Genomic DNA, 25,557 nt, shown 5'->3' on the forward strand with positions numbered 1-25,557 from the left:
GATCCGGTCGCCCTCGACGGCCAGGCGGCCGCCCTCGGCGACGACGCCGTCGGGCAGGACCAGGCGGGCTCCGGCCAGGGCGGTACGGTCACGGTTCGTGATGATCGCGATCTCCTCGGCCTGTGCTCACAGTTGCTCGAATCTGCGCAAGTATAAGCAGGAATCGACGGTCGGATCGCGGCTGCCCGACTGCTTCCGGAATCCACCCCACCTGTTGCCTGACCTACACTCCGTTCATGCTCAAAGCTGATCGCGCCGCCCGGATCCTGTCCCACATCACCGAGGTGGGGAGCGCGGATGTGCACGCGCTCTCCGAACTGCTCGGGGTGTCGGGCGCGACCGTGCGCCGCGACCTCCAGGAACTGCACGACCAGGGCCTGCTCCACCGCACCCACGGCGGAGCGGTGACGGGGTCGGTGAACCTCGAGCTCCCGCTCCGGCACCGCAGCGGCAAGCAGCAGGAGGAGAAGCGCGCCATCGCCCGCGCGGCGGCCGAACTCGTGCCGGAGGGCGCCGTGGTCGGCCTGTCCGGCGGCACGACCACCACCGAACTGGCCCGGATCCTCGGCGAGCGGGGCAACGTCACCGTCGTCACCAACGCCGTCAACATCGCGGCCGAGCTGATCGTGCGCCCCGAGGTCCGGCTGGTCGTGATCGGCGGCATCGCCCGCTCGGCCAGCTACGAACTGGTCGGCCCGGCCGCGGACGCCATGCTCCAGCGCTACCACCTCGACCTCGCCTTCATCGGCGTGGACGGCCTGACCGCCCGGGAGGGCTGCACCACCCACGACGAGATGGAGGCCCAGACCGACCGTACCTTCGTGCGCCGCAGCGCCCGGGCGGTCGTCCTCGCCGACCGGACCAAGGTCGGCCAGGTCACCTTCGCGTCGATCTGCCCGCTCTCCGACGTGCACGACCTGGTCACCGACAGCGGGCTGTCCGACGCCCAGGAGAAGGCCATCGCCGACTCCGGCGTGCGGATCCACCGGGCCTGACGCCAGGAGTCAGGCCCGGCTCGGTGCGCTACAGCGCGGCGGCCAGCTTGTCGGCGGCGCGGAGGGTGACGGCGGCCAGGGTGATGGTCGGGTTGGCGGTGCCGCCGGTCGGGAAGACCGAGGAGCCGACGACCCAGATGCCGGGGTGGTCGTGGGACTGGCCGAACTCGTCCACCACCGAGTCCGCGCCCGTCGTCCCCATCCGCATCGTCCCCATCAGGTGGCCCGAGCCCTTGTACTTCCCGGTCGGGGCCGCCGGGGAGATCTCCTCCGCGCCGATGGTGCCCTCCAGGTACTGCCAGATCCGGTGGGCGACGCTGTGGCCGTACGCCAGCGCGGCCTTGGAGTAGGCGTCGATCCGGTAGTCGAGCCTCGGGCGGGGCAGTCCGAGTGCGTCGAGCTTGTCGGACAGCGTGACCCGGTTGTCCGGGTTCGGCAGCTGCTCGGTGGAGTAGCTGAAGCGCAGCATCCGGCTCACCCGGTGGTTGAGGGCGTCCCTGAGCTCGGTGCCGGTCGTGCGGATCTTCTTGGTGGCGGTGTCGAACAGCAGGTGGTCGAGCGCGGTCTCGGGCGATTCGGTCCGCCCCCAGCCGTCGTTGCCGACGGTCATCCGGAAGCCGCCGGTGTCCCTGCGGAACGCGCCGTCCCGGAAGTTCTCGATGCCGAGCGTGCTCTGCGGGCCGCGGAAGGGGAAGACCGGTTCGCCGAGCAGGCCGACGACCTCGTCGGTCAGATGGTCCATCAGGTTCCGGCCGACCTGGTCGCTGGTGTTCTTCAGGCCCGAGATCAGCCAGAGCTTCGGCGTCTCGACGGCGTTGACGGCCAGCACCACGTGCCGGGCGGTGACGCTCTCCTCGGCGAGGTCGGGCACGGACCAGTTCTTGAAGGTGACCGTCGACGCCTCGTCCTGCTGCTGGGCCACCTTCGTGACCACGCGGGCGCCGCGCAGCTCGACCCCGAGGCCCAGCGCCTTCCGCACGTGCCGCCCGGCGTCGTACTTCGCGCCGGACGGGCAGATCGGCAGACAGCTGGAGTTGCCCTGGCAGGAGCTGTACCCCTGGTACTCCCGGGAGTTGCGGGCCTGCGGCGTGGTGATCGGGACCACCTCGACGTTGTCGACGGGCGGCATGTCCGCCAGCGCCGCCCGCACCCGCAGATCGCCGTAGCTCGGTGCGATGCCGGGCATCGGGAACCGGCTGCTGCGCCGGGTCAGGCCCGCCCACTCGGCGTCGTTGCCGGAGACGCCCAGCTCCTGCTCGGCCCGGGCGAAGAAGGGCTCCAACTCGTCGTAGTCGAACGGCCAGTCCACCCCGCGGCCGTAGACCGTGGCGAGCCGGAAGTCGTTCGGCAGCCAGCGCGGGCAGTTGCCCCGCCAGACCCAGGTGCTGCCGCCGGTCATCCGCTGGAAGCCGCTCTTGAACAGGTCGGGGCCGACCTGGTCGTAGTAGAGGTTCATGACGGTCCTGTCGCCGACGCCGTCCTGGGAGGGCGCGAAGCCGTCCTTGTTGTTGAGCAGGTCGGCGTACGGCGTCGGAACGGCCTTGGTGGGGGAGAGCTGGTAGGCCTCGACGAACGCGGCCCGTTCCGCCGGGCCCGTGTCGTTGTTGCCGGCGTCCAGGATCAGGATCCTGGCGTCGGGCTTGGCGGTCTTGACCGTGCAGGCGGTGAGCGCGCCGGCGACGCCGGCGCCCACGATGACGAGGTCGAAGTCGAAGTCCATGGTGGTCGGTTCCTCTCCCGCTCAGGGGTGCTGGGTCCAGTAGCCGTAGCCGCTGGGTTCGGGCGGGACGGGGGCGGCGGAGCCGGGGTGGGCCTGGATCACCTTCCAGATCAGGCCGGAGCGCCACTGCGCGGAGGAGCCGGGCGGGTCCGTCGTCTCGTCCGGCCGGGCGAACTGCCCGGTGAACCAGACGGTGACGGTCGCCCGGGCGGCGAGCGCGAGCGCGGTGTCGCCGTCGAGCGCGGTCTTCAGCGCCTTGTCGGTGTCGCCGGTCGCGGTGGCGGCGCGCCAGGCGTCCAACAGGCGGTCGAGGTCGGCGGGATAGGCCGCTTCGAGTCGCAGCCGGAAGGCCTCGGCGAGCTGCTCGTCGAGGGCGGGCTCACCGGTGAGGTGCTCGGAGAGCGCGAGGAAGTCCGTGGCGGGTGACATGTGGCGGGTGCCTCTCGTGATCGAGTCGGCACCCAGTGTGACGGCGTTCGCCCGCAAACCACGGGAGGGCCTCCGGCGAGTTGGGTAGGCTGACGGGATGACCGAAGGACTCCCTCCGGGAGGCGTCGAGCTCAGCGAATCGGCCGCCGAGGCCAGGTGGACGAACGCCTGGACACCCACCCAGGTGGCGGCCCGGCTGGCCGGGGTGTCCGTCCCCTGGTGCGTGGCCGGGGGCTGGGCGGTCGACCTGTTCAGGGGCGGGCGGACCCGTCCGCACGGTGACCTCGAGATCGCCGTCCCCGCCGAGGGCTTCCCCGAGATCCGGGCGCGGTTCCCCGGGTTCGCGTTCGACATCGTGGCGTCCGGGCACATCTGGGAGACGCCCGCACCGGAGGTCTGGGAGCTGACCCACCAGACGTGGCTGCGCGACCCGTCCACCGGGGACTTCCTGGTGGACGTGTTCCGCGAGCCGCACGAGGGCGACACCTGGATCTGCCGGCGCGACCCGTCGATCCGCCTGCCGTACGGCGCCGTCGTCCGCCGCACCTCCGACGGGATCCCCTATCTGGCGCCGGAGTTGGCGCTGCTGTTCAAGGCCAAGGCCCTCCGCCCCAAGGACCGGCACGACTTCACCGGCGCGGTCGCCCTGATGGACGAGGCCCAGCGGCGGACCCTCGCCACGCTGCTCGCCCGGGTGCACCCGGGGCACGGCTGGCTGGACGCCCTCTAGCCGCCGCGAGCCGGTAGCCGGATCTTGGGGCGGTCAGTCCTGCCGGGAGACCGCCGACTCCCGGTCGGGGTAGGCGGCGAGGAGGGCGAGCCAGAGCTGGAAGCGGTCCTGCATGGACTGCAGGGACCGGCCGGTGAGGCGCTCGATCTGGTCCAGGCGGTAGCGGACGGTGTTCCGGTGGACGAACAGCCGGTCCGCGACGGTCTGGACGGAGCAGTCCGCGGCCAGGTAGGCGTGCAGGGTCGAGACGAGCTCGGCCTGGTTGGCCCGGTCGAAGCGGGTGAGCGGGCGCAGCACCTCGGCGGCGAGCTGCTTCAACGGCAGATCGGGGCTGGACAGCAGCAGGCACGGCAGGTTGAGCGGGTCGCCGGCGTGGACGCCGGGGCCCCTGGTGAGGGCCGCCTGCGCCTCGAACCAGCTCCAGCGCAGACCGTCGACGCCCCGGTAGCAGCCGCCGATCCCGACCGAGGCGCGGGTGTCCAGACCGGACAGGGCGGTGCCGAGCCGCCGGGCCGGCTCCTCCGCGGGCGCGGACTGCGGGAGCACCGCCACCAGGTACCGGTTGACGACGGCGGTGAGCGCCGGCTCGGGGGAGTCGGGGCGGTCGGCGGTCAGCCAGGGCAGCCGCGCCAGCCGCCGGTCCGCCGCCGGCCCCTCCTCCTCCGGCGCCAGGCGGCCCAGGACGACCCGGTGGGCGGCCTTGGCGTCGAGCCCGAACGCGGCGAGCCGGCGCTCGGCGGCCGCCGGTGCGAGCACGTCCCGCACGATGTCCTCGAGGACCTGGCCGACCAGTTCCCGCCGCCCGGCCAGGTGGGCCTGACGGCGGGCCAGCTCCAGCCCGACCAGCCGTACCGCGTACGGGAGCACGTCCGCCGCCCGGCCGGGCGAGCGCAGGCAGAGGAACGCCAGGACCACCCCGTCGACCTGCACCGGCAGCCGCAGCGGTCCGGCGCGACCGGGCCGGTCCGGGCCCTCGGCGCCGTCCGGTCCCACGGCGTGATCCGAGGACAGCGGCCCGGCCGCCCGTACCTCCGCGAGCAGCGCGCCGGACCGCTCCGGGGCGGCGGCGAGGACCGTGCCGTGGCGGTCGACCACGGCGACCTCGGACCCGCAGGCGCGCCGCAGCACCCGCAGCAGCGCGGGCAGCCCCTCGCCGGTCAGCAGGGCCTGGACCAGCAGGTCGTGCTGGTCGACCAACCGCCGCTGCGCGCTGTGGTCCTCGGTCGCGATCCGCTCGGCGACCAGGCGGTTCACCGCGATGAACGGCGTCTCGTACGGGACCTCCAGCACCGCCAGACCCAGCCGCTCCGCCTCGGCCACCGTCGCCCGCGGCACGGTGGTGTGGCTCAGCCCGGTGCCGAAGCCGATCCCCGACGCACCGGCGGCCGCCACCCGCTGGACGAAGGCGGTCTGCGCGGCGGTGGTCCGCTGCCGCAGTCCGGTGGTGAGGAGGAGCTCCCCGCCCGTCATCCACGGTGTCGGATCGGCGAGTTCCGTCACCGCGACCCAGCGGACGACCCGTTCGACCCCGGCCGCGCCGGTACACAGCCGCAGGCCGAGGTCCTGTTCCCGAAGCAGTTCGCGCAGCGTCACCGACATGCGCCGGACTGTAGTGCCGCACAACTCGGGGAGGGAAGACCGTGCAGGCGTCCATGGCCGGATCGAGGGAATCTCCCTACGTTTTCGTACGCCCCTCTCGCACCACCAGCCCCGCGGCACCGTCCCCGCGACACCGACCGTGGCGAGACCGACCATGCGACACCGACCGGAAGGGCCGTACGAGTTGACGCAGGACGTGATGGACGACAGCGAGCGCTCGCCGCGACCGGCCCCGGCCCCGGCCCCGGGCGCGGTCCGGCTCGAAGCGCTGGCGAAGACCTTCGACGGCCAGGTCCGCGCGGTCGACGGCGTGGACCTGGAGATCGGCGAGGGCGAGTTCTTCGCGATGCTCGGCCCGTCCGGGTCCGGGAAGACCACGGTGCTGCGCATGATCGCGGGCTTCGAGGCGCCGACCTCGGGCCGGGTGCTGCTGGGCGGAGCCGATGTCACCGGTCTCGCCCCGTTCGACCGGGACGTCAACACGGTGTTCCAGGACTACGCGCTCTTCCCGCACATGACGGTGGAGCGCAACGTCGGCTACGGCCTGATGGTCCGCCGGGTGCCCAGGGCCGAGCGGGCGGAGCGGGTGCGCGCGGCGCTCGCGATGGTCCGGCTCGAGGGCTTCGAGCGGCGTCGGCCCGCCCAGCTCTCCGGTGGACAGCGCCAGCGGGTGGCGCTGGCACGGGCGTTGGTGAACCGCCCGAAGGTGCTGCTTCTCGACGAGCCGCTCGGCGCCCTCGACCTGAAGCTCCGCCACGAGATGCAGGCGGAGCTCAAGCGGATCCAGCGCGAGGTGGGGATCACCTTCGTGTTCGTCACCCACGACCAGGACGAGGCGCTGACGATGAGCGACCGCGTCGCGGTGTTCAACGCGGGGCGGATCGAGCAGGTCGGCTCGCCCGCCGAGGTGTACGAGCACCCGGCCACCGCCTTCGTCGCCGGTTTCGTCGGCACCTCCAACCTGCTGGACGGTGCGGCGGCGGAGCAGGTCGTGGGCGAGGCCGGGCTGTTCAGCGTGCGGCCGGAGAAGATCCGGATAGCGCACCCGGACGATCCCGCCGGGCCCGACGAGCTGTCGGCGGTCGGGCGGGTGGCCGAGGTGGTCTACGCGGGCGGGCACACCCGGCTCCTGGTCGACCTGGAGGCCGGCGGGCGGCTGACCGCCGTCCGGCAGAACCTCGACGAGGGCTCGGCCGACGTCCTCCGCCACCGCGGCACCGACGTCGTGCTGGCCTGGCAGCGCAGGCACACCGTCCGCGTCGGCGCCTGAACCCCCCCATCGCCTCCTCGAAGATCGGAACACACCGCCATGCGCATCCCCGCCACCGCCCGTACCGCGGCCGCCGCCGCGGCCGTCGTCCTGCTGGCCGCAGGGTGCGGCAGCTCCGCCGGGACGAGCAGCACCGCCCACGGTCTGAACCCGCCGAAGCTTCCGATGCCGCAGTCCCTGGGCGCCGGTGAGGGCCAGGTGAACCTGGTCGCCTGGGCGGGCTACGCCGAGGACGGCTCGGACGACAAGAACGTCGACTGGGTCCACCCCTTCGAGCAGCAGACCGGCTGCAAGGTCAACACGAAGATCGCCGGCACCTCGGACGAGATGGTCTCGCTGATGAAGACCGGCCAGTACGACGCCGTCTCGGCGTCCGGCGACGCGACGCTGCGGCTGATCGCGGCCGGCGACGTCGCACCCGTCAACACGGGCCTGGTGCCGAACTACGCCGACGTCTTCGAGGGCCTGAAGAACCAGCCGTGGAACTCGGTGAACGGCCAGATGTACGGCATCCCGCACGGCCGCGGCGCCAACCTGCTGATGTACCGCACCGACAAGGTCTCGCCGGCGCCGGACTCCTGGCGCGTGGTCTTCGACGGCTCCTCGTCCTTTGCCGGGCACGTCACCGCCTACGACTCCCCGATCTACATCGCCGACGCGGCGCTGTACCTGATGCAGGCCAAGCCGGACCTGGGCATCAAGAACCCCTACGCCCTGGACGACACCCAACTCAAGGCCGCCGTCGACCTGTTGAAGGCCCAGCACCAGGCGGTCGGCGAGTACTGGAGCGATTACCAGAAGGCCGAGAACTCCTTCAAGACCGGTGACACCGTGGTCGGCACCACCTGGCAGGTGATCGCCAACATGGCGCAGGCCGACAAGGCGCCGGTGCAGGCGGTGCTGCCGAAGGAGGGCGCCACCGGCTGGTCGGACACCTGGATGGTGTCGGCGAAGGCCGCGCACCCCAACTGCGCCTACCAGTGGATGAACTGGATCGTCTCGCCGAAGGCCAACGCCCAGGTCGCCGAGTGGTTCGGCGAGGCCCCGGCCAACGCCAAGGCCTGCGACCAGACCTCGGACAAGAACTTCTGCACCACCTTCCACGCCACCGACGAGCCGTACTGGAAGGACGTCCACTACTGGACCACCCCGGTCAAGAACTGCCTGGACGGCCGCGGCGCGTCCTGCACCGACTACGCCGCCTGGACCGCCGCCTGGACCGAGATCAAGGGCTGACCGATGGCGATCAACGCCCAGCGGCAGGTCGGCACGGGGCACGGCGGCACACGGCGCGGCGGCGTGCGGCGGGGCGCCGTGCGGCAGGCGGCCTCCGTCCTGCACCGGCACACCCGGCTGCGGCTGGCGCTGCTGCTGGCCGCGCCAATGGCCTGGCTGGTGCTCGCCTACCTGGGCTCGCTCGCGGTCCTGCTCCTCTCGGCCTTCTGGGCGGTCGACGACTTCACCTTCGACGTCGTCCGGGTCTGGAACACCGCCAACTTCCACACCGTCCTCACCGAGCCGGTGTACCGGTCGATCGCCCTGCGCACCCTCGGCATCGCCGCCGCGGTCACGGTGATCGACGCCGTGGTGGCGTTCCCGATGGCCTTCTACATGGCCCGGATCGCTCGCCCGCGCACCCGCAAGCTCCTGGTGGTCGCGGTGCTGACCCCGCTCTGGGCGAGCTACCTGGTCAAGGCGTACGCCTGGCGGACCATCTTCAGCCAGGGCGGGGTGCTCGACTGGCTCGGCGGCCCGGTCGGGGTGGGCAGCCCCGGGTACGGCACGACGGCGGTCATCGTCGTCCTCGCCTACCTGTGGCTGCCGTACATGATCCTGCCGATCCACGCGGGGCTGGAGAACCTGCCGGCCAACCTCCTCGACGCCTCGGCCGACCTGGGCGCCTCCGCCGGACGGACCTTCCGCTCGGTGGTCCTCCCGCACGTCCTGCCCTCGGTGTTCGCCGGGTCCGTCCTCACCTTCTCGCTGAGCCTGGGCGACTACATCGCCGTGCGGATCGTCGGCGGGAAGACCCAGATGCTGGGCACCGCGATCGCCGACAACGTGACGCTCAACCTGCCGCTGGCCGCCGCGCTGTCCTGCGTACCGGTGGCCCTGATCGTCGGCTACCTGCTCGCCGTGCGCCGGACCGGCGCCCTGGACTCGCTGTAGGGGAGCACCGTGGTCTTCTCCCGCCGGACCCGCATCGCGCTGCGCGCGGCCACCGTCGTCGGCCTCGCCGTCGTCTACCTACCGCTGCTGCTGGTCCTCCTCAACTCGCTCAACCGGGACCGCTCCTTCGCCTGGCCGCCGACCGGGCTCACCACCGAGTGGTGGGTCCGGGCGTGGCAGTCCGACGGCGCCCGCAGCGCGCTGCTCGCCTCGCTGCGGGCGGGGGCGGGGGCGACGCTGGTGGCGCTGGTCCTGGGCACCATGACCGCCTTCGCGGTCCAGCGCTACCGGTTCTTCGGCCGGCAGACGGTGTCGTTCCTGGTGATCCTGCCGATCGCGCTGCCCGGCATCGTCACCGGCATCGCCCTCAACGCCGCGTTCCGCACCGTGCTGGGCCCGGCGGGCATCGGCTTCGGCATGCTCACCGTCGTCATCGGGCACGCCACGTTCTGCATCGTCGTGGTCTTCAACAACGTCATCGCCCGGCTGCGCCGGATGTCGCCCTCGGCGGAGGAGGCCTCCGCCGACCTCGGCGCGCACACCTTCCAGACCTTCCGGTACGTCACCTTCCCGGCCGTGCGGTCGGCACTGCTGGCGGGCGGGCTGCTGGCCTTCGCGCTCTCCTTCGACGAGATCGTGGTGACCACCTTCACCGCCGGGCCCGGCGTGCAGACACTGCCGGTCTGGATCTACGCCCACCTGGCACGGCCCAACCAGGCCCCGGTGGTCAACGTGGTGGCGGCGGTCCTGGTGCTGCTCTCCGTCCTCCCGGTGTACCTGGCCCAACGGCTGTCCGCCGACACCCCGGGCGGTCGGCCCTGACCCCGGCCGCCCGGCATCGCGGTAGGCGCCGGCGACCGCAGCCTGCCCGAACGCCGTCGGGACCCGGGCATCCGTGTCGGCATCCGCCACATGACGAACAAGCGATTTGAAAAATTATTCATATCCATAGATCCTGACGTGACCGCGGTGTTCGACGGGGAACGGTGCGAGCGGCCGGCCCAGTCCCGCTGACCACGGAAAACCCCGAGCGACTGGATCCTGTGAGCATGAGCGACAATCTCCCCGCCTGCCCGAAGTGCGGCGGCGAGTACACCTACGAGATGGACGCGCTGATGGTCTGTCCGGAGTGTGGCCACGAGTGGGCGCCGGGTGACGCCGCGGCTCCGGCCGGGGCGGGCGAGCGGGTGATCAAGGACTCGGTCGGCAACGTGCTGAGCGACGGCGACACGGTGACGGTCGTCAAGGCGCTCAAGGTCAAGGGCAGCGCCTCCGGTATCAAGGCGGGCACCAAGGTCCGCAACATCCGCCTGGTCGACGGTGTGGACGGGCACGACATCGACTGCCGCATCGAGGGCTTCGGCGCGATGCAGCTGAAGTCCAGCGTGGTCAAGAAGGCCTGACCCGCCGGCCCCGCCCGTACCGCGGCCCGAGGGCCCGTCCGCCACGCGCGGACGGGCCCTCGGGCTTTCGGTGCCCGTACGGCCGGGTCAGAAGGCGGAGTTGGCGAACCAGTGGGCCAGCAGGTCCTCGTCGCCGGTCACCTCGACGCGGTCGGCGGTGCGGTCGAGGCGGCCGTAGAGGACGAGCAGCAGGTCGGCGGCGGTGGCCCGGAGGGTGGCGTCGGCGGGCGTGTCCGTGGCGTCCTCGTCGAGGGCGAAGCCGTCGGGGCGCAGCCGGACCAGCCAGTCGCCGGCTCCGTCGGTGCGGGTGAAGCGGATGGTCCGGTGGTCGGCGCGCAGCTCGGCGGTCCTGGGGGCGAAGAGGGCGGCGAAGGGCAGGTTGGTGAGGAACTCGGCCACGCCGTCGGCGGCGAGGGCCGGGTCGAGGTCCGGGGTCAGGCCGAGCGCGAGTTCGGCGTCGACGCGGTGGACGAGGGTCTCGAACAGCATCCGGCGCACCCAGAAGCGGGCGTGCTGGTCGGCACCCCAGGCCCACATCGGGGCGTCGAGGTCGGTCTCGGCGAACGCCTTCGCGGCCTGCTCGGCGGACTCGGCGAGCCAGGCGGGGTAGTCCTCCGGCCGTTCGGGCAGCTGCAGGTCGACGTCGCGGCTGCGCGGCGGCTCCTGGATCCGCTGCCGGAGCAGGACGGTGAACCAGCGGTGCACGCTGCCGGTGTGGCGGACGAGGTCGGCGAGGGTCCAGCCCGGGCAGCCGGGCACCGGGAGCGACGGGTCGGCGTGCTCCACGGCGGCGACGAAGCGGGCGGTCTCGGCGGCGACGGCGGTGCCGTGGTCGAGCGGGGTCATGAACGGTTCTCCCAGGGGTGCGGGTCTGGCGGGCGCCCAATGTTTCAGCACATGAAGCAATCGGGGTGACGCTAGGCCTGAAAGGTTGAACCTGTCAAGTATTTCCCGAGCCCGCCCGGGTGGAGAGCCGGTCCCCGCCCGGACGGAGACCCGGTCCCCGCCCGGACGGGCAGCACGGCTCAGGGCAGCACAGCTCAGGGCAGCAGGGCTCAGGGCAGCAGGGCTCAGGACTCAGCCACCCGCCGGGACCCGCAGGGTGCCGTACCGCTGCATCCGCTGCCAGCGCAGCCGGGATCCCGCGAGCGCGGTGAAGACCGACTGGATCACCACCAGGTACATCAGCTGCCGGTAGACGAACTGCTGCAGCGGCAGGCTCCACAGCGGTCCGAGGCGTTCCTTGTCGAGCCGGAACGCGTAGGCGCCCATCAGCATCTGGACCAGCAGGAACCCCGCCCAGAGCCCGATGATCCGCACCGGGTCGAGGAAGACCAGCCCGTACAGCGCGAACACGTCGACCACCGGGGCGAGCAGGGGCAGCAGCACCTGGAACGTCAGCAGGTAGAGCAGCCCGCGTCGGCCGAGCTTGCCGGCCTGCCCGCCCTGGACGAGCGCGCCGCGGTGCTTCCACATCGCCTGCAGGGTGCCGTAGCACCAGCGGTAGCGCTGGCGCCACAGGGCGCCCAGCGAGGCGGGGGCCTCGGTCCACGCCTTGGCCCGCTCCTCGTAGACGACCCGCCAGCCGGCCCGGCAGAACGCCATGGTGAGGTCGGTGTCCTCGGCGAGGGTCTCCTCGCCCACACCGCCGACGGCCAGCAGCGCCGAGCGGCGGAAGGCGCCGACCGCGCCCGGCACGGTGGGCATGCACTCGGCGAGGTCGAAGAGCCGGCGGTCCAGGTTGAAGCCGACCACGTACTCGATGTGCTGCCAACGGCCGAGCAGGCCGCCGCGGTTGATCACCTTGGCGTTGCCGGAGACCGCCCCCACCGTCGGGTCGGCGAACGGCTGCACCAGTCGGCGGACGGCGTCCGGCTCGAACACGGTGTCGCCGTCGACCATCACCAGCAGCTCCGCGCGGGCGGCGGCGATGCCGGTGTTGAGGGCGGCCGGCTTGCCCGCGTTCTCCTGCCGGATCACCCGGGTGTACGGCAGGTGGAGCGATTCGACCAGGTCGGCGGTGCCGTCGGTGGAGCCGTCGTCGACCACGATCAGCTCCACCGGGTGGTCGGAGGCGAGCAGCGAGCGCAGCGCGGCCTCGATCCCGGCGGACTCGTTGTACGCGGGCACGATCACGCTGACCGGCTCGGTGACCGGCGGTCCCCAGGGGCGGCGGCGCAGCCGCTTGTGCCTGCGGGCGGCGACCAGGACGGCGACGGCGCGCAGCACGCTGATCGCGCCCGCCGCCCACAGCAGCCAGCCCAGGGCGGTGAGCGTCCAGTCGCCGCCCCGGAGGAGCCAGATGAACGCGGTCCCCTGGAGCCGGTCGGCGGTCCCGGCCGGGTGCACCGGGTCGGCGAGGCCGACGGCGTCGCTGACGGTGGTGACGTGCAGGCCGCGCGCCTTCAGCTGCGGCAGCAGGGTCGAGAGCGCCGCGACGGTCTGCGAGCGGTCCCCGCCCGCGTCGTGCATGAGCACGATCCGCCCCGGGCCGCCCGGGGCGTCGTCCAGGGTCTTGACGATCTGCGCGGTGCCCGGGCGGCGCCAGTCCTCGCTGTCCTGGGTGGTGAGCACGGTCAGGTATCCCGCCTGCCCGGCCTGCCGCACGGCGTCCCACTCGCGGTCGTCCAGGGCGTCCGCGCCGGAGGAGTACGGCGGTCGGAGCAGCGAGCTGGTCACCCCGGCCGAACCGGCCAGCGCGAGCTGGGTCTCGCGCAGCTCCAGCGAGCGGCGCCAGCCGGGTGCCGGGCCGAGGTCGGTGTGGGTGAAGGTGTGTACGCCGATCTGGTGGCCCTCGGCGACCATCCGCCGGACCAGGTCCGGGTGTGCGGCGGCCTGGGTGCCGACCACGAAGAAGGTCGCGTGCACCCCCTCCCGCCGCAGGACGTCGAGGATCTGCGGGGTCCAGGTCGGGTCCGGGCCGTCGTCGAAGGTGAGGGCGATGGTGCCGGGCCCGGGGGTGGCGCTGCGCGGCTGCGGACCGGCGGCGTCGATCACCGGACCGCCGTCGCGGATCGCCGCCGGGACGGTGCCCGCGCCCGCGTGCGTGGCCGACTGGTCCGGGCGGTCGTCGAAGGTGTGCTGGGTGTAGCCCTGGAGCAGCAGGGCGCCGGAGAGGGTGAGCATCAGGGCGGTCAGCAGCAGCCAGTGGGTGCGCAGCGGGCCCTGCCGGACCACGCCGCGTCGGCCTCTGCGGTTGCGGCCGGGGGCGGGGGTTCGTCGTCGGGTTGTGCTCATGGTGCTGCTTTCGGGGGTGCGGGGGGTGTGGGCGGTGCGGGGGAGTGTGCCCGGTCGGGTGTCAGGGTTTGGCGGGCTTGTTTCCCGAGTTACCCGGCGGGATGCTCGGGCGGCCGTGTCCGGGGGTGGGCGTGGGCTTCGGCGGTGTCGTGGGGGTGGCGGCCGGCGCCGGCGCACTCGGCTGGCCGGTGCCGGGCTCGGTCGGTGCCGCCCCGCCGGGCGTGGTCGGGCGCTGGAGGCCGACCGGAGTGGTGCCGCCCTGGCGGGTCGGCGTCGTCGTGTGCGGCGCGCCGGGCGCGGCCTCGGCTGCGGCCTCGGGGGTGTCGGACGGCGTGTCGGACGATGTGTCGGACGGTGTGGGAGCCGACGCGGGCATGCTCGGCGCGGGTGGCTGGGGCAGCGGGAGGAACGGCGCGTTCACGGTCGGGCCGCCGAGCAGGGTGCTGCCCAGGAGCATGAGGTACCCGCCCGCCGGCACGGCCAGCACCGCGCCGAGCCGGCGCATCCGGCGCTGGCGGCGGCCGGAGGAGTCGACGAACACGGGCGGGGGCGCGGCCTGCTCCTCCGTGGTGTCGGTGACGGCGGGCAGCTCGGCGGTGGCCGGACCCTCCGCGATGACCGGGTACTCCGCGGTGGCCGGGCCCTCCGGGTGGCCGGACCACGGGAGGTGCCCGGTGGGATCGACCGCGACGGCGGGGTCGACCACGGGGGCGGGGTCGGCCGCGGGGGCGGGGTCGGCCGCGGGGGCGAACTGCTCGGTCGGCGCCCCGGCAGCCGCGTCGCCGGGCGAGGGAGCGGGGAAGTACCGCGGGACCAGCGGAGGCTGGGGCTGCTCCTCGGCGGTCGGCCACGGGCCGTACGACGTGACGGGCACGGTATCGAGTCCAGGTGTTGTCGGTTCACAGGGTTGCCACGGCCGTACCCGCCGGTCACTGCGGGACCGGCGGTGCGATGGTCGTACCTGTTCAGCGCCGACTCGCGGTGTGTTGTCACACCCCTTTCCGCGGAGCTCGGTCGGGAAGCATCCGAGCCGCCGGGGCGGCGCACGCCCCGGCGGCTCGGGTGAGGGCCCGTGTGACGGAATCAGGCCGTGGGCCGGACCTCCGGGAGGGACGGGATATCGGCGACGCTGTCCAGCACGTAGGTGTGCGGGTGCCCCTCGAAGTCGCCGCGGCCGAGTTCGCCGGTCAGCACACCGATGACCACGCCCGCCCCGGCGTTGGCGGCGGCCTCGACGTCCACGACGGTGTCCCCGGCGGCCAGGACCCGGCGGACGTCGACGACGCCGGTCTTCTCCATCGTCCGGTGGATCATGTGCGGCGCCGGGCGCCCGCGCGGGACCTCGTCCGAGGTGACGACCGCGTCGAGGTTGCCGCCCTCGCCGGTGGACCAGCCGAGCGACTCCAGCAGCGGGTACGCGACGTCGTCGCTGAAGCCGGTGGTCAAGGCCACCTTGATGCCCCGCCGGCGCAGCTCGGCGAGGGCCGCCTCCACCCCGGGGATGGCCTGCGGGGGAGTGGTCCGGTACGCCTCGCGCAGGAACTCCGCGAAGGCCGCGTAGCTCTCCTCGACGAGCTCCGGGGTCGGGGTGCCGCCGCCGAGGCGGACCAGGGCGGTGATGGCCTCGCGCTTGTCGGTGCCCATCCAGGTCTGGAGGTCGGCCTCGGTGACGCCCACTCCGGTCCGCTCGACGGCGGTGCGCAGCGCCCGGTAGACGGCACCGGCTTCGTTGACGGTGGTCCCGGCCATGTCCAGGGCGACGAGCTCGATCACGGTGTCAGTCCTCTTCGGTGCGGTAGCGGCCGATGACGGTACGGCCTTCGATGGTGTTCTCGATGGTGAAGGTGGCCATGGCGGGCAGGTAGCGGTCGTCCGCGTCCTCCAGCGGCACGCCGAGGCTCGACGTGGTCAGCCGCCGTACCCGCAGCAGCGGGTCGCCGACGGGGACCCGGAGCAGCTCGGCGTCCTGCGGCTCGGCGGCGACGGCGTCGATGGTGTGCCGGGCGCGGTGCAGGTCGACCTCGCGGCGCAGCAGTTCCTCGTAGACGGAACCGGTGTCCGGGTCGAAGTCGAACAGGATGCGGCCGACCTCGTGGACGAAGGTGGAGCGCTCCAGCATCGCCGGGACGCCGTCCAGCAGCCGCAGCCGGACGAGTTCGACCACCGGTGCGCCCTCGGCGAGGCCGAGCCGGGCCGCCGACTCAGGGGTCGCCCGGCGGCGGGCCACCTCGATGGTGGTCTGCCCGGGTTCGCGGCCGATGCCGCGGGCCCACTGGGTGAAGGACAGGAAGGTGCCGAACGGCTGGGAGGGGGTCGTGCGGCGGGCGACGGGCGGCTTCCCGCGGCCGCCGACCAGGCTGCCCTCGTGGCGCAGCAGGGCCAGGGCCTGGCGGACCGGGCCGCGGGAGGTGCCGAACTCGGCGCAGAGCTGCGCCTCGCTGGGCACCGGCCGGCCCTCGGGCCACTCGCCGGACTCGATGCGGCGCTGGAACTCGGCGCCGAGCCGTTGGTGGAGCGGGAGCTCCTCACTTGTCTGCACAAGTGGACTATGACACCCGAGGGCGGAACTTCTCAAGGCGGCTCCACCGGTCGGCTGCCGGGCCCGTCACCTGGTCGTTCACCCGGCTGTTCACCCGGACAACCGTCCCCGACCGCCGGTCGTCAGGTGGATGAACGCACGGTAACTTGTATAGACACCCCTTGACGTTGAGGCCGACGAGCCCGGAATCTGGAGCCATGAGCAGCAGCCCCGAACTCACGACCGCCTCCGCCGCCTCCCGTCCGTCCGCGCCCGGCACACCCGGCCGCAGCGACGTGGTGATCGTCGGCGCCGGCATCATCGGCCTCGCCCACGCCTTCGAGGCGCTGAGCCGCGGACTGTCCGTCACCGTCCTCGAACGCGACCGGCAGCCCGTCGGTGCCTCGGTCCGCAACTTCGGCCACTGCTGCATCAGCGCCCAGGACGGCGAACTGCTCGCCCTCGCCCAGCGGTCCCGGCCCGGCTGGCTGCGCGCCGCCGAGGCCGCCGGCATCTGGGCCGAGGAGGCCGGCACGCTGGTGGTGGCCCGGTCGGCGACCGAGGTGGCCGTCCTGGAGGAACTGCGCGCCGAGCGCGGCGGCGACGAGGTCAGGCTGCGCACCGCCGCCGAGACGGCACGGCTCCTCGGCCGCGCGGACGGCGAAGCCGGTGATCTGGTGGGCGGCGCGCTGCTGCCCGCCGACCTGCGGGTGAACCCGCGCGAGGCGGCGCCCGCCCTGGCCCGCTGGGTGGACCAGCAGCCGGGGGGCCTGGTCCGGTGGGGCACCGCCGTCACCGGCGTCGAGCCCGGCACCGTCCACACCACCCGCGGCCCGGTCCACGGCGACCGGATCCTGGTCTGCGTCGGCCACGACCTGGACTACCTGTTCCCCGACATCGCCGAGGACCACGAGATCCAGCGCTGCCGGCTCACCATGGCCCGCGCCGAGGCCCCGGCCGGCTTCCGCACCGACTCCGCCGTGCTGACGGCCACCTCGATGCTCCGCTACGACGCCTTCACCACCCGCCCGTCGGCCGCCCGGCTACGGGAGGAGGTCGAGGGCCACAGCCCCGAACTGCTCGGGATCGGCGCCAATGTGATGTTCACCCGGCTCCCGGACGGCACCCTGCTGGTCGGCGACTCGCACCACTACGACGCCACCACCCCGCCGTTCGTGGAGGAGCGCACCCACGAGCTGCTGACCGACGCCGTCGCCCGCGTCCTGGGTGGGGAGCGCCTGCGGATCCTCGAACGCTGGCAGGGCGTCTACGCCAGCAGCCCCCGCGGTCCCCTGCTGGTGCGCGACCTGGCACCGGGAGTGCGCGCGATCTCCGTGACCTCGGGCATCGGCATGACACTGTCCTTCGGGCTCGCGGCCGCCACCTTCGACGGCACCCTCGCCCCGAGCGCCTGACCCCGACGCGGACCGCCCGGTGGCACCAGCCACCGGGCGCTCCACGTTCGCGTCCCCAGGCTCACCCTGCACGGCCCGGTCCTCGCCCCCGTGCTCCAAGTGGCGTTCACGAGTGGTGGACGACGGCCCACGAACGCAGGCTGGCTCCCGGTGATGCCCACCCGAACCACAGGGGCGGCGGGCGGGCGCCGCACGGCGTCGTCCCGAACCGGGGCGGCCGGGAACACCGGGAGTCGGTAGCACATGGTCGAACAGGGCATCAGTCCGAGCCGCCCGCCGTCCGTTCGCGGAAACGGCAGATCCGCACGGAGACGGGCGAGACACCGGCCCCCACGGGGGCGCTCCCGGGGAGCACGCAGCGGGGCGGCGCTCGCCGCGGCCGGACTGGCCTTCCTGGGGGCGATCGGGCCGACACCGAGCAGCGCGGCCTCACCATCCGTCCATGAGTCCGGGTCAGGAACGCGGGCACACTTCGTGCCTGGCCCCTGCCCCCAGACCGCCGAGCCGGTCCCCGGGCGGTGCGGGATGCTGGAGGTGCCCGAGAACCGCTCCCTGCGCCACGGGCGGACCATCCGGCTGGCCGTCGCGCTCATCCCCGCGGCCTCCGCGACGCCGGCCGGGGAGCCGGTGGTGTTCATGGAGGGGGGACCGGGCGGAGACGCGTTCGGGAACATCCCGTTCCTGATCGACGCCGGCGTGAACCGGGACCACGACCTGATCGTCATGGCCCAGCGCGGGACCCTCCACTCGGAGCCGAACCTCGCGTGCCCGGAGGTCGACCGGTTCGAGGCGCAGGCCGTGGGGCTGCCCTTCACCGCGCCGTCGACCGGGGAGCTCCGGGTGCGGGCGTCGAAGGAGTGCCGGGACCGTCTGACCGCCGAGGGCGTCGACCTGAGCGCCTACAACACCACCGAGAACGCCGCCGACTTCGCCGACCTCCGCAGGGCGCTGGAGATCGACCGGTGGAACGTCTACGGGTACTCCTACGGCACCAACCTCGGCCTCACCTACCTGCGCCTGCACCCCGAGGGGATCCGCTCGCTGGCGATCGACTCGGTCGCACCCCCGCCGGTGGTGACGCTGCCGTGGACCTGGGACAGCTTCCGGGAGGGGGTCGACGCGGTCTTCGCGGCGTGCGAGGCCCAACCCGCCTGCCGGAGCCGCTACCCGGACCTCCAGCGGACGCTGACGGAGCAGGTCCAGCGGCTGGAGGAACACCCCCTGACGCTGACGGTGCCGCCACCGGGCGGCGGAAGCCCGGTGAAGGTCGTCCTCGACGGGGGCACGCTGGTGGACCTGGTGGTGGCCAAGGCCGTCCCGTTCGTCGACCTCCCCGCGGCACTCGACGAACTCGCCCACGGAAATCCGGACCGCTTCGCGCGGGCCCGCGCCGCGGCCGCGACGCCCGTCATCGGCGAGTTCGCCACCGGGATGAAGGAGTCGATCGCCTGCAGCGAGTGGGCGCCGGGCTACTCGCAGTCCGACGTGCTGGCGGCGGGGCGCCGGAACTACCCCGACTGGCCGGATGCCGTCCTGGCCCAGGCGCCGCAGCTGCCCTTCCAGTACGACGTGTGCCGGATCTGGGACGTCCCGGACCGCACGTCCGTCCAGCGGGTGACCACCGTCAGCGACGTGCCGTCGCTCGTCGTCTCCGGCACCTTCGACTCCAAGACCGGGGCGAGCTGGGGCCAGTACGCGGCCCGGACGCTGTCCCGCTCGACCGTCGTGCGGATCCCGGGCATCGGCCACTGGGTGGTTCCCCAGTCGTGCTGCGCGCAGAGCGTCCTGGCCTCCTTCCTCCGCAACCCGACCGCGCCCGACACCGCCTGCGTGGCGGATCTCGCTCCCGCACCCTTCACCATCACCCCCGTCACCCCCGAAACGGAAACCGCATGATGCCCGTCCCCCCGCCCCGCCGCCGCACCGCGCGAGGGCTGCGCGCCACCCTGTCCGGGGCCGCCGCCGGGCTCCTCGTCGTCGGCCTCGCCGCACTGCCGGCCCGGGCCGAGTCCGGCGCCAGGGAGCGGCTCGGCACCGTCGCCCACACGGTGGGCCACGCCCACTTCGAGCCTGGCCCCTGCCCCCGGACCGCGGACCCGGCACCCCCGATCGAGAACCCCCGCTGCGGAACGCTCACCGTGCCCGAGAACCGCTCCCGGCACGACGGGCGGACGATCACCCTCGCGGTCGAGATCGTGCCGGCCGCCAACGGCAGACCGGCGCCCGACCCGATCGTGTGGCTCGCCGGCGGCCCCGGCGACGACGCGGTCTCCGAGATCCAGCTGGCGCTCAACGGCGGCCTGAACCGCGACCGGGACGTGATCTTCATGTCCCAGCGGGGCACCTACTCGGCCGACCCGGCGCTCACCTGCCCGAACATCGACGAGTTCAACGCCCGTGCGCTGAACCTGGTCTACGGCGCGCCCTCCACCGGGCGCCTGCACGTCGACGCGACCCGGGCCTGCCGCGACGAGCTGGCGAGCCGAGGGGCCGACCTCAGCGCGTACAACGGCACCGAGAGCGCCGCCGACTACGCCGACCTGCGCGAAGCGCTCTGCATCGAGCAGTGGAACGTGTTCGGCATCTCCTACGGCACCGACCTGGCCCTGCTCTACATGCGCCTGCACCCGAAGGGGATCCGGTCGGTCGGCATCGACGGCGTCCTGCCGCCGTCGCTGGCCGGAGGGGCCGTGACCTGGAAGGCCGCCCGAGAGGGCTTCGACGGCCTGTTCGATGCCTGCGCGCGGCAGCCCGCCTGCAACGACCGCTACCCGGGTCTGAAGGGCACCTTCGAGCGCCTCGTCGGTGAGCTCGAAGCCCGACCGCTCACCACCACCGTCACCGTGCCGGGGCAACCGGCGCCGGTGGAGGTCGTGCTGGACGGCGGAGTCCTGGTGAACTGGCTGGTCTCCGCCACCCACCTGGCGGCCGGCGTGCCCCGCTCCATCGACGAGCTGGCCCACGGCAACCCGCGGCGGATCGCCGAACAGTGGGCGGGCGGCAAGCTCAGCCCGCAGGCCATCGGCAGGGTCTCCCACGGGCTCGCCTACGGCGTCTTCTGCCGCGAGTGGACACCGTTCGAGAGCCAGGCGGACGTGACCGAGGCGGGGCGGCGCGAGTTCCCGTCGTTCCCCGACTCGGTGCTGGTCAACGCCCCGCTGCTCGCCTGGCTGCACGCGGACTGCGACGCCTGGGACGTGCCGCCGGCAGCGTCCTCGATCCGGGACGTGACCCGCAGCGACATCCCGACCCTCGTGCTGTCGGGCGGGTTCGACGCCCAGACCGCACCGAGCAGCGGGCCGTACGCCGCCCGCACGCTGAGCCGGTCCACCGAGGTGACGGTCCCCTACGTCGCCCACGTGGTCTTCGCCGACTCGGCGTGCGCGCAGTCGATCACGCGGTCGTTCTTCGAGACTCCGATCACGCCGGACACGGGCTGCCTCGCGGGTCTCCAGCCGCCCGCGTTCGAGATCGCGCCGTAAGGCCGCATGTCCGCAGGGCCGGCCGACCCGGGTGACAGGCCCGCCGCGTGGGGGAGCGGCGGGCCTGCGGGCAGGGCCCGGGGTGCCGGTCGCGGGGGCGCCGGGGTCTCACTCGCCCTCGGTGAAGGCCTCGCGCAGCCGGGCCTCCTCCTCCGCCGAGAGGTTCGTCTCCAGGAGTTCGGCGTGCAGGCCCTCGAACGCGGACCTGACCCCGTCGATCACGGCGTCCGAGCTGAGGACGAACAGCGCGGAGGTACCGGGCGTCACCTTCTTCCGCAGTCGCTTGACGAAGTCCTCGTCGATGCCCACGTGCGCGAGGTGGCCCCCCAACGCGCCGCCGGCCGCGCCCACTGCCGCGCCGAGAACCGGGACGAAGAAGATCAGCCCGAGGAAGAAGCCCCAGAACGCACCGCCCACGGCTCCCATACCGGTCATGTCGCTCAGATGGCGGGTCCTGGGCTTCCTGGCATCGCCCGGCCAGCTGACCACGGCTCCGTCCTGGACCTTGATCAGTTCCTGGCGCTGCAGCTTCCTCAGGGTGTCGAGGGCGTCGTCGGCCCCGGTCGCGGTGGGGAAGCGCCATACCGTCAGGGTCGCCATCTCGGCCTCCGATCACAGGGGATGCACGGCAGCCCCATCCTCGGCCCGGTGCCGGGGACCCGCCACACGGCCACCGGTGGAGCGATCCGCGGCCCGGACGACCGGCAGCCGCGGGTCGGCCGACCCGGACGGAGGCGGTCGGATTGCCGCGAGCACCCGGGGGCCACAGCGTGGCACGTAGCACTCTCCGGGAGAGGACATGGTAGGGGCGATGTCGGACAAACGGACGGCGAGAAGCACCGGACGGACTGACGCACCGCGGCCTTCCCCGATCCCACCGGCGGATCCCACCGGCGGATCCCATCGGCGCCTTCCCGGACCGCGAGGAGTGAGCATGACGGAGCAGTCCGACCTGCCCGGACCGCAGGAGTCCCCGGCCCCCTGGTACGCGCGTCCTCCCCAGGAGGTCGCGGCCGCGCTCGGGGTGGACCCGGCGCGCGGGCTCAGCGCGGCCCGGGCGGCGGAACTGCTCGCCGCCGGTCCATGACGGCGCCCCCGCAGCTCCCGGGGAGTCCCCGGTCCGCCGGTGCCCCCGACGACGGGTGGCGCCGCGTCGTGCCCACCCTGCCGGGACTCGCGGTGCTCCGCGGCTACCGGCGGGACTGGCTGCGGGGCGACCTGGTGGCCGGGGCCACGGTGGTGGCCTACCTGGTGCCCCAGGTGATGGCGTACGGGAGCGTGGCGGGCCTGCCGCCGGTCACCGGGCTGTGGGCCATCCTGCCCGCGATCGTGCTGTACGCCCTCGTCGGCTCGTCCCGCCTGCTGTCGGTCGGGCCGGAGTCGACCACGGCGCTGATGACCGCCACCGTGATCGGGCCGCTGGCCGGCGGCGACACCGCCCGGTACGCCGTCCTGGCCGCGAGCCTGGCCGTGGTGGTCGGCGTGCTGTGCGTGCTGGCCTGGCTGGCCAGGCTGGGCTTCGTCGCCGACCTGCTCTCGCGCCCGGTGCTGATCGGCTATCTGGCGGGCGTGGCACTGATCATGATCGTGGACCAGCTGTCCAAGCTCACCGGGGTCGACGTGCGGGGGGAGGGGTTCTTCCCGCAGCTGAAGTCGTTCGCGTCGAACGTCACCGAGGCCAACCTGCCGACGGTCGCCTTCAGCGCCGCCACCCTGCTCTTCCTCCTCCTGGTGGCCCGTCTCCTCCCCCGGCTGCCCGGCCCGTTGCTGGCCGTCGTGCTCGGCACCGCGATCTCGGCGGCGTTCTCTCTCGAGGATCACGGCCTCGCGGTGATCGGCGAGATCCCGGCCGGTCTGCCCCGCCCCGCGCTGCCGGACCTCACCCAGCTGAACCGGCTGGTGATGCCCGCGCTGGGCATCCTGCTGGTCGGCTACACCGACTTCATCCTCACCGCGCGCGCCTTCGAGGGAGCCGGTGAGGAGCGGCGGTTGGACGCCAACCAGGAACTGCTGGGCCTCGGTGCGGTCAACCTCGGCGCCGGCTTCTTCCAGGGGTTCCCGGTGAGCAGCAGTGCCAGCCGTACCGCGCTGGCCCAGTCGGCCGGCGGACGCAGCCAGCTGTACGCGCTCACGGCCGGCGTCGGCGTGGTCGCCGTGCTGCTGTTCCTCAGCCCGTTGCTGCACGACACACCGGACGCCGTGCTGGGCGCACTCGTGGTGTTCGCGGCGCTCCGGATGATCGACCTCGCCGGCTTCCGCAGGCTGGCCTCCTTCCGGCGCCGCGAACTGCTGCTGTCACTCGGCTGCATGATCGGAGTGCTGAGCCTGGACATCCTCTACGGCGTGCTGGTCGCGGTGGGCCTGTCCGTGATCGAGCTGCTCAGCCGGGTCGCGCGGCCGCACGACGCCGTGCTCGGCCTGGTACCGGGAGTGGCCGGCATGCACGACGTCGACGACTACCCCGAGGCGCGGACCATTCCCGGTCTGCTGGTCTACCGGTACGACTCCCCGCTGTTCTTCGCCAACGCGGAGAACCTCCGGCGCCGCGCGCTGGCCGCCCTGGCCGAACAGCCGGAGCCGGTGCGGTGGTTCGTCCTCAACACCGAGGCGAACGTGGAAGTGGACATCACCGCGCTGGACTCGCTGGACGCCCTGCGCCTCGAACTGGACGCCCGCGGCATCGTCCTCGCCCTCGCCCGGGTCAAGCAGGACCTGCGCGACGAGCTCGACGCGTACGGCCTGAGCGAGTCCGTCGGTGCCGACCGGATCTTCCCCACCCTGCCGACGGCGGTGGCCGCGTACCGCTCGTGGGCGGGCGACGACGGCGCCCCGGACGACCCTGCTCGGTGAGCGGCGGCGTCGCGCCCGGACACGGCCGGTGACCGCCGTTGACCGGACCGTCCCGCCGCGCCCGCCGGCTCCGGCAGGCCCGGCGCCGGCGAGTACCGCTGGTCAGGATCCCGGCGGACGGGTACCGCGGCCGGGGGATGTGTGCTGTCCTGGAAAGACCAGGCAGGAGAGCGCGATGCATACCGTCACCGTGGAGAAGCAGCCGCTGCGGACCGGGGTGCTGATGCCCGCGAGGGACCTGGCGGTGGCCTGGGGCCTGATCGTGCTGATCGCCGTGCTGGCCTGGGCGATCACCGTCGGACAGGCCCGGGACATGGGGATCGGGCCGGGCACGATGGGCATGGCGCTGCCGCTGTTCCTGCTGCTGTGGCTCGCGATGATGGCGGCGATGATGCTGCCCTCGGTCGCGCCGGTGGCGGTGACCTGGGCGCGCGGCATCGGCCGGCAGTCGACCGGATGGGCCTGCGCGCTGCGCACCACCGAGTTCCTCGGCGGCTACCTGCTGGCGTGGACGGCCTTCGGGCTGCTGGCGTACGGAGGTCTGGCGATCACCGGCGACCTGGTGGGCCGGAATCCGGACGCCGGGAAGTGGATCGGCGCGGCGGCCTTCGCACTCGCCGGGCTGTACCAGCTGGGGCCGCTGAAGTACGTCTGCCTGCGGCACTGCCGCAGCCCCATGGCGCAGCTGATGCGCTACGCGGCCTGGCGGGCCCCCGCACGGGACCTGCGGGTGGGGGCGCGCCACGGGGCGTTCTGCGTGGGCTGCTGCTGGGCGCTGATGGTGGTGCTGGTGCCGCTCGGGGTGATGAACGTGGCGGCGATGGCCGCGATCGCGGTGGTGATCTTCCTGGAGAAGCTGTGGCGGCGCGGCCCGCAGCTGGCCCGGGTAGCCGGGGTGGCCTTCCTGGTGCTGGCGGTGCTGGCTCCCTTCCAGGGCTGGCTGCTGCCGGGGCTGACACCCGGTGACATGCCGATGTGACGGGGACGAGCAGGGGCCGGTCGAGCAAGCACTTCCCGTTCGACTGGAGCGGCCCCGAGTGACGGGCCCCTCGTAGCTCATGGGCGGGGGCCCCGGGGTCCCGGCTCCGGTGGGCGGCGATCAGACCAGGGGATGATTTCGAGCTTGACCTTGATCCCCGTCTGCTGCTCGAACACCGTCAACTCGGGCCCCATGACCCGGCGGATGGGAAGGCGAACCGTCGACCACACCTGGATCTGGCGGGCCGACCACGGCACCGGCGTCGGCTGGGACGTCAACCCGGCCGACTACGGGCTCGTGGTGCGCGGCGCCGACGTGCTCGGCACCGGACTGTTCGTCGAGCACTTCAAGAAGTACGACGTCGAGTGGTCCGGCGAGCGCGGCCGCACGGTCTTCTTCCAGAACGAGAAGGCGTACGACGCCCCCGACCAGGCGTCGATCCAGAACGGCTCCACGCTGGGCTTCGCCGCCTACAAGGTCGACGACACGGTCACCGCCCACGAGGGCTGGGGCCTCGGGAGCTACTGCTACTTCAACGTGGACCCGAGCATCCGGATGGACCACGGCTTCGAGGCGCCGACCCGGGCGGGCGTGCGGTTCCACGACCTGCTGGTCGTCTCGCTCGGCGGCAAGGGCCAGTACAACCACGTCATCGACGGCACCGGCGCCGCCACCTCCGGCACCTCGACCACCCCGTCGACGGTGGTGGCCTACCCGTAGACGTCCGCACACCGGGGCTGCCGCCGACGGGTGGCAGCCCC

General features: G+C 73.2%; 22 protein-coding genes and 1 pseudogene. 14 read left to right on the plus strand and 9 right to left on the minus strand.

Features of this window, described 5'->3' with window-relative positions; translation table 11 throughout:
• Positions 1-236: 236 nt before the first annotated feature.
• A complete protein-coding gene (locus tag ACZ3TI_RS18905) occupies positions 237-995 on the plus strand; it encodes a DeoR/GlpR family DNA-binding transcription regulator (protein ID WP_465727465.1) in 759 nt (252 codons plus the stop codon).
• 28 nt (positions 996-1,023) lie between these two features.
• Here the strand turns inward: ACZ3TI_RS18905 and ACZ3TI_RS18910 are convergent, their stop codons facing one another.
• Together ACZ3TI_RS18910 and ACZ3TI_RS18915 are read right to left on the minus strand one after the other, a co-directional pair.
• Positions 1,024-2,715: a GMC family oxidoreductase gene (locus ACZ3TI_RS18910; RefSeq protein WP_465727467.1), complete on the minus strand. Its 1,692-nt coding sequence runs from the start codon at positions 2,713-2,715 to the stop codon at positions 1,024-1,026.
• A 21-nt stretch (positions 2,716-2,736) separates the two neighbouring features.
• Entirely contained in the window at positions 2,737-3,144 is a 408-nt protein-coding gene (locus ACZ3TI_RS18915) for a hypothetical protein (RefSeq protein WP_465727469.1), read from the minus strand.
• A 97-nt stretch (positions 3,145-3,241) separates the two neighbouring features.
• Between ACZ3TI_RS18915 and ACZ3TI_RS18920 the strand changes: the two genes are divergently transcribed.
• Positions 3,242-3,874, plus strand: coding sequence for a nucleotidyltransferase domain-containing protein (locus ACZ3TI_RS18920; RefSeq protein ID WP_465727471.1), 633 nt, complete (start codon positions 3,242-3,244; stop codon positions 3,872-3,874).
• Positions 3,875-3,907: 33 nt separating this feature from the next.
• Here ACZ3TI_RS18920 and ACZ3TI_RS18925 read toward each other — a convergent pair whose 3' ends face one another.
• Positions 3,908-5,473 carry a PucR family transcriptional regulator gene (locus ACZ3TI_RS18925; protein WP_465727473.1) on the minus strand — a complete coding sequence of 522 codons (1,566 nt, stop codon included), beginning with the start codon at positions 5,471-5,473 and terminating at the stop codon, positions 3,908-3,910.
• A 199-nt stretch (positions 5,474-5,672) separates the two neighbouring features.
• Here ACZ3TI_RS18925 and ACZ3TI_RS18930 point away from each other — a divergent pair, with 199 nt between their 5' ends.
• The 5 genes from ACZ3TI_RS18930 to ACZ3TI_RS18950 all read left to right on the plus strand — a co-directional run bounded on the left by ACZ3TI_RS18930 (position 5,673) and on the right by ACZ3TI_RS18950 (position 10,315).
• Entirely contained in the window at positions 5,673-6,743 is a 1,071-nt protein-coding gene (locus ACZ3TI_RS18930; protein WP_465727934.1) for an ABC transporter ATP-binding protein, read from the plus strand.
• Positions 6,744-6,782: 39 nt separating this feature from the next.
• Positions 6,783-7,979 (plus strand): ABC transporter substrate-binding protein, encoded by a 1,197-nt coding sequence (locus ACZ3TI_RS18935; protein WP_465727475.1) that lies wholly within the window; start codon positions 6,783-6,785, stop codon positions 7,977-7,979.
• Positions 7,980-7,982: 3 nt separating this feature from the next.
• The gene (locus ACZ3TI_RS18940) at positions 7,983-8,912 is read left to right on the plus strand and encodes an ABC transporter permease (RefSeq protein WP_465727477.1); all 930 of its coding nucleotides are present in this window, start codon (positions 7,983-7,985) and stop codon (positions 8,910-8,912) included.
• Between the two features lie 9 nt (positions 8,913-8,921).
• Positions 8,922-9,734: an ABC transporter permease gene (locus ACZ3TI_RS18945; RefSeq protein ID WP_465727479.1), complete on the plus strand. Its 813-nt coding sequence runs from the start codon at positions 8,922-8,924 to the stop codon at positions 9,732-9,734.
• Between the two features lie 227 nt (positions 9,735-9,961).
• On the plus strand, positions 9,962-10,315 hold the full coding sequence (locus tag ACZ3TI_RS18950) for a zinc ribbon domain-containing protein YjdM (protein WP_465727481.1): 354 nt from the start codon (positions 9,962-9,964) through the stop codon (positions 10,313-10,315).
• An 87-nt stretch (positions 10,316-10,402) separates the two neighbouring features.
• On the opposite strand, the gene ACZ3TI_RS18955 is transcribed toward ACZ3TI_RS18950, so the two are convergent.
• From ACZ3TI_RS18955 to ACZ3TI_RS18975, 5 genes are all read right to left on the minus strand, one after another.
• Positions 10,403-11,161 carry a maleylpyruvate isomerase family mycothiol-dependent enzyme gene (locus tag ACZ3TI_RS18955; protein WP_465727483.1) on the minus strand — a complete coding sequence of 253 codons (759 nt, stop codon included), beginning with the start codon at positions 11,159-11,161 and terminating at the stop codon, positions 10,403-10,405.
• Between the two features lie 231 nt (positions 11,162-11,392).
• Positions 11,393-13,552: a bifunctional polysaccharide deacetylase/glycosyltransferase family 2 protein gene (locus ACZ3TI_RS18960; RefSeq protein WP_465727485.1), complete on the minus strand. Its 2,160-nt coding sequence runs from the start codon at positions 13,550-13,552 to the stop codon at positions 11,393-11,395.
• A gap of 61 nt (positions 13,553-13,613) precedes the next feature.
• Positions 13,614-14,426, minus strand: a complete 813-nt coding sequence (locus ACZ3TI_RS18965; RefSeq protein ID WP_465727487.1) for a hypothetical protein — start codon at positions 14,424-14,426, stop codon at positions 13,614-13,616.
• Between the two features lie 209 nt (positions 14,427-14,635).
• A complete protein-coding gene (locus ACZ3TI_RS18970) occupies positions 14,636-15,325 on the minus strand; it encodes a phosphonatase-like hydrolase (RefSeq protein ID WP_465727489.1) in 690 nt (229 codons plus the stop codon).
• Between the two features lie 4 nt (positions 15,326-15,329).
• Positions 15,330-16,091: a GntR family transcriptional regulator gene (locus ACZ3TI_RS18975; protein WP_465727491.1), complete on the minus strand. Its 762-nt coding sequence runs from the start codon at positions 16,089-16,091 to the stop codon at positions 15,330-15,332.
• Positions 16,092-16,288: 197 nt separating this feature from the next.
• On the opposite strand from ACZ3TI_RS18975, the gene ACZ3TI_RS18980 reads away from it, so the two are divergent.
• From ACZ3TI_RS18980 to ACZ3TI_RS18990, 3 genes are all read left to right on the plus strand, one after another.
• Complete coding sequence (locus tag ACZ3TI_RS18980; RefSeq protein ID WP_465727495.1) at positions 16,289-17,485, plus strand: TIGR03364 family FAD-dependent oxidoreductase; 1,197 nt, start codon at positions 16,289-16,291, stop codon at positions 17,483-17,485.
• A 525-nt stretch (positions 17,486-18,010) separates the two neighbouring features.
• Positions 18,011-19,381, plus strand: a complete 1,371-nt coding sequence (locus ACZ3TI_RS18985) for an alpha/beta fold hydrolase (protein ID WP_465727497.1) — start codon at positions 18,011-18,013, stop codon at positions 19,379-19,381.
• Positions 19,378-20,967 (plus strand): alpha/beta fold hydrolase, encoded by a 1,590-nt coding sequence (locus ACZ3TI_RS18990; RefSeq protein WP_465727499.1) that lies wholly within the window; start codon positions 19,378-19,380, stop codon positions 20,965-20,967. Before ACZ3TI_RS18985 ends, ACZ3TI_RS18990 begins: the two co-directional genes overlap by 4 nt.
• A gap of 108 nt (positions 20,968-21,075) precedes the next feature.
• Here ACZ3TI_RS18990 and ACZ3TI_RS18995 read toward each other — a convergent pair whose 3' ends face one another.
• On the minus strand, positions 21,076-21,567 hold the full coding sequence (locus tag ACZ3TI_RS18995) for a DUF1269 domain-containing protein (RefSeq protein ID WP_465727501.1): 492 nt from the start codon (positions 21,565-21,567) through the stop codon (positions 21,076-21,078).
• 334 nt (positions 21,568-21,901) lie between these two features.
• Here ACZ3TI_RS18995 and ACZ3TI_RS19000 point away from each other — a divergent pair, with 334 nt between their 5' ends.
• From ACZ3TI_RS19000 to ACZ3TI_RS19015, 4 genes and pseudogenes are all read left to right on the plus strand, one after another.
• Positions 21,902-22,054: a cation-transporting P-type ATPase gene (locus ACZ3TI_RS19000; RefSeq protein WP_465727503.1), complete on the plus strand. Its 153-nt coding sequence runs from the start codon at positions 21,902-21,904 to the stop codon at positions 22,052-22,054.
• Positions 22,051-23,817 carry a SulP family inorganic anion transporter gene (locus ACZ3TI_RS19005; protein ID WP_465727505.1) on the plus strand — a complete coding sequence of 589 codons (1,767 nt, stop codon included), beginning with the start codon at positions 22,051-22,053 and terminating at the stop codon, positions 23,815-23,817. The genes ACZ3TI_RS19000 and ACZ3TI_RS19005 overlap by 4 nt, the downstream gene beginning before the upstream one ends.
• 175 nt (positions 23,818-23,992) lie before the next feature.
• Positions 23,993-24,796, plus strand: coding sequence for a DUF2182 domain-containing protein (locus ACZ3TI_RS19010; protein ID WP_465727507.1), 804 nt, complete (start codon positions 23,993-23,995; stop codon positions 24,794-24,796).
• A 219-nt stretch (positions 24,797-25,015) separates the two neighbouring features.
• A pseudogene (locus ACZ3TI_RS19015) lies at positions 25,016-25,516 on the plus strand (coagulation factor 5/8 type domain-containing protein); the annotation flags it as partial.
• Between the last annotated feature and the right edge of the window lie 41 nt (positions 25,517-25,557).

The sequence above is a fragment of the Kitasatospora sp. NPDC023120 genome, assembly GCF_055560835.1.

Excerpts from the sequence above, each read along its gene's own strand:
- ACZ3TI_RS18905 (WP_465727465.1), top strand. The coding sequence starts at position 237 with ATGCTCAAAGCTGATCGCGCCGCCCGGATCCTGTCCCACATCACCGAG.
- ACZ3TI_RS18910 (WP_465727467.1), bottom strand. The coding sequence starts at position 2,715 with ATGGACTTCGACTTCGACCTCGTCATCGTGGGCGCCGGCGTCGCCGGC.
- ACZ3TI_RS18915 (WP_465727469.1), bottom strand. The coding sequence starts at position 3,144 with ATGTCACCCGCCACGGACTTCCTCGCGCTCTCCGAGCACCTCACCGGT.
- ACZ3TI_RS18920 (WP_465727471.1), top strand. The coding sequence starts at position 3,242 with ATGACCGAAGGACTCCCTCCGGGAGGCGTCGAGCTCAGCGAATCGGCC.
- ACZ3TI_RS18925 (WP_465727473.1), bottom strand. The coding sequence starts at position 5,473 with ATGTCGGTGACGCTGCGCGAACTGCTTCGGGAACAGGACCTCGGCCTG.
- ACZ3TI_RS18930 (WP_465727934.1), top strand. The coding sequence starts at position 5,673 with ATGGACGACAGCGAGCGCTCGCCGCGACCGGCCCCGGCCCCGGCCCCG.
- ACZ3TI_RS18935 (WP_465727475.1), top strand. The coding sequence starts at position 6,783 with ATGCGCATCCCCGCCACCGCCCGTACCGCGGCCGCCGCCGCGGCCGTC.
- ACZ3TI_RS18940 (WP_465727477.1), top strand. The coding sequence starts at position 7,983 with ATGGCGATCAACGCCCAGCGGCAGGTCGGCACGGGGCACGGCGGCACA.
- ACZ3TI_RS18950 (WP_465727481.1), top strand. The coding sequence starts at position 9,962 with ATGAGCGACAATCTCCCCGCCTGCCCGAAGTGCGGCGGCGAGTACACC.
- ACZ3TI_RS18955 (WP_465727483.1), bottom strand. The coding sequence starts at position 11,161 with ATGACCCCGCTCGACCACGGCACCGCCGTCGCCGCCGAGACCGCCCGC.
- ACZ3TI_RS18960 (WP_465727485.1), bottom strand. The coding sequence starts at position 13,552 with ATGAGCACAACCCGACGACGAACCCCCGCCCCCGGCCGCAACCGCAGA.
- ACZ3TI_RS18980 (WP_465727495.1), top strand. The coding sequence starts at position 16,289 with ATGAGCAGCAGCCCCGAACTCACGACCGCCTCCGCCGCCTCCCGTCCG.
- ACZ3TI_RS18985 (WP_465727497.1), top strand. The coding sequence starts at position 18,011 with ATGCTGGAGGTGCCCGAGAACCGCTCCCTGCGCCACGGGCGGACCATC.
- ACZ3TI_RS18990 (WP_465727499.1), top strand. The coding sequence starts at position 19,378 with ATGATGCCCGTCCCCCCGCCCCGCCGCCGCACCGCGCGAGGGCTGCGC.
- ACZ3TI_RS18995 (WP_465727501.1), bottom strand. The coding sequence starts at position 21,567 with ATGGCGACCCTGACGGTATGGCGCTTCCCCACCGCGACCGGGGCCGAC.
- ACZ3TI_RS19000 (WP_465727503.1), top strand. The coding sequence starts at position 21,902 with ATGACGGAGCAGTCCGACCTGCCCGGACCGCAGGAGTCCCCGGCCCCC.
- ACZ3TI_RS19005 (WP_465727505.1), top strand. The coding sequence starts at position 22,051 with ATGACGGCGCCCCCGCAGCTCCCGGGGAGTCCCCGGTCCGCCGGTGCC.
- ACZ3TI_RS19010 (WP_465727507.1), top strand. The coding sequence starts at position 23,993 with ATGCATACCGTCACCGTGGAGAAGCAGCCGCTGCGGACCGGGGTGCTG.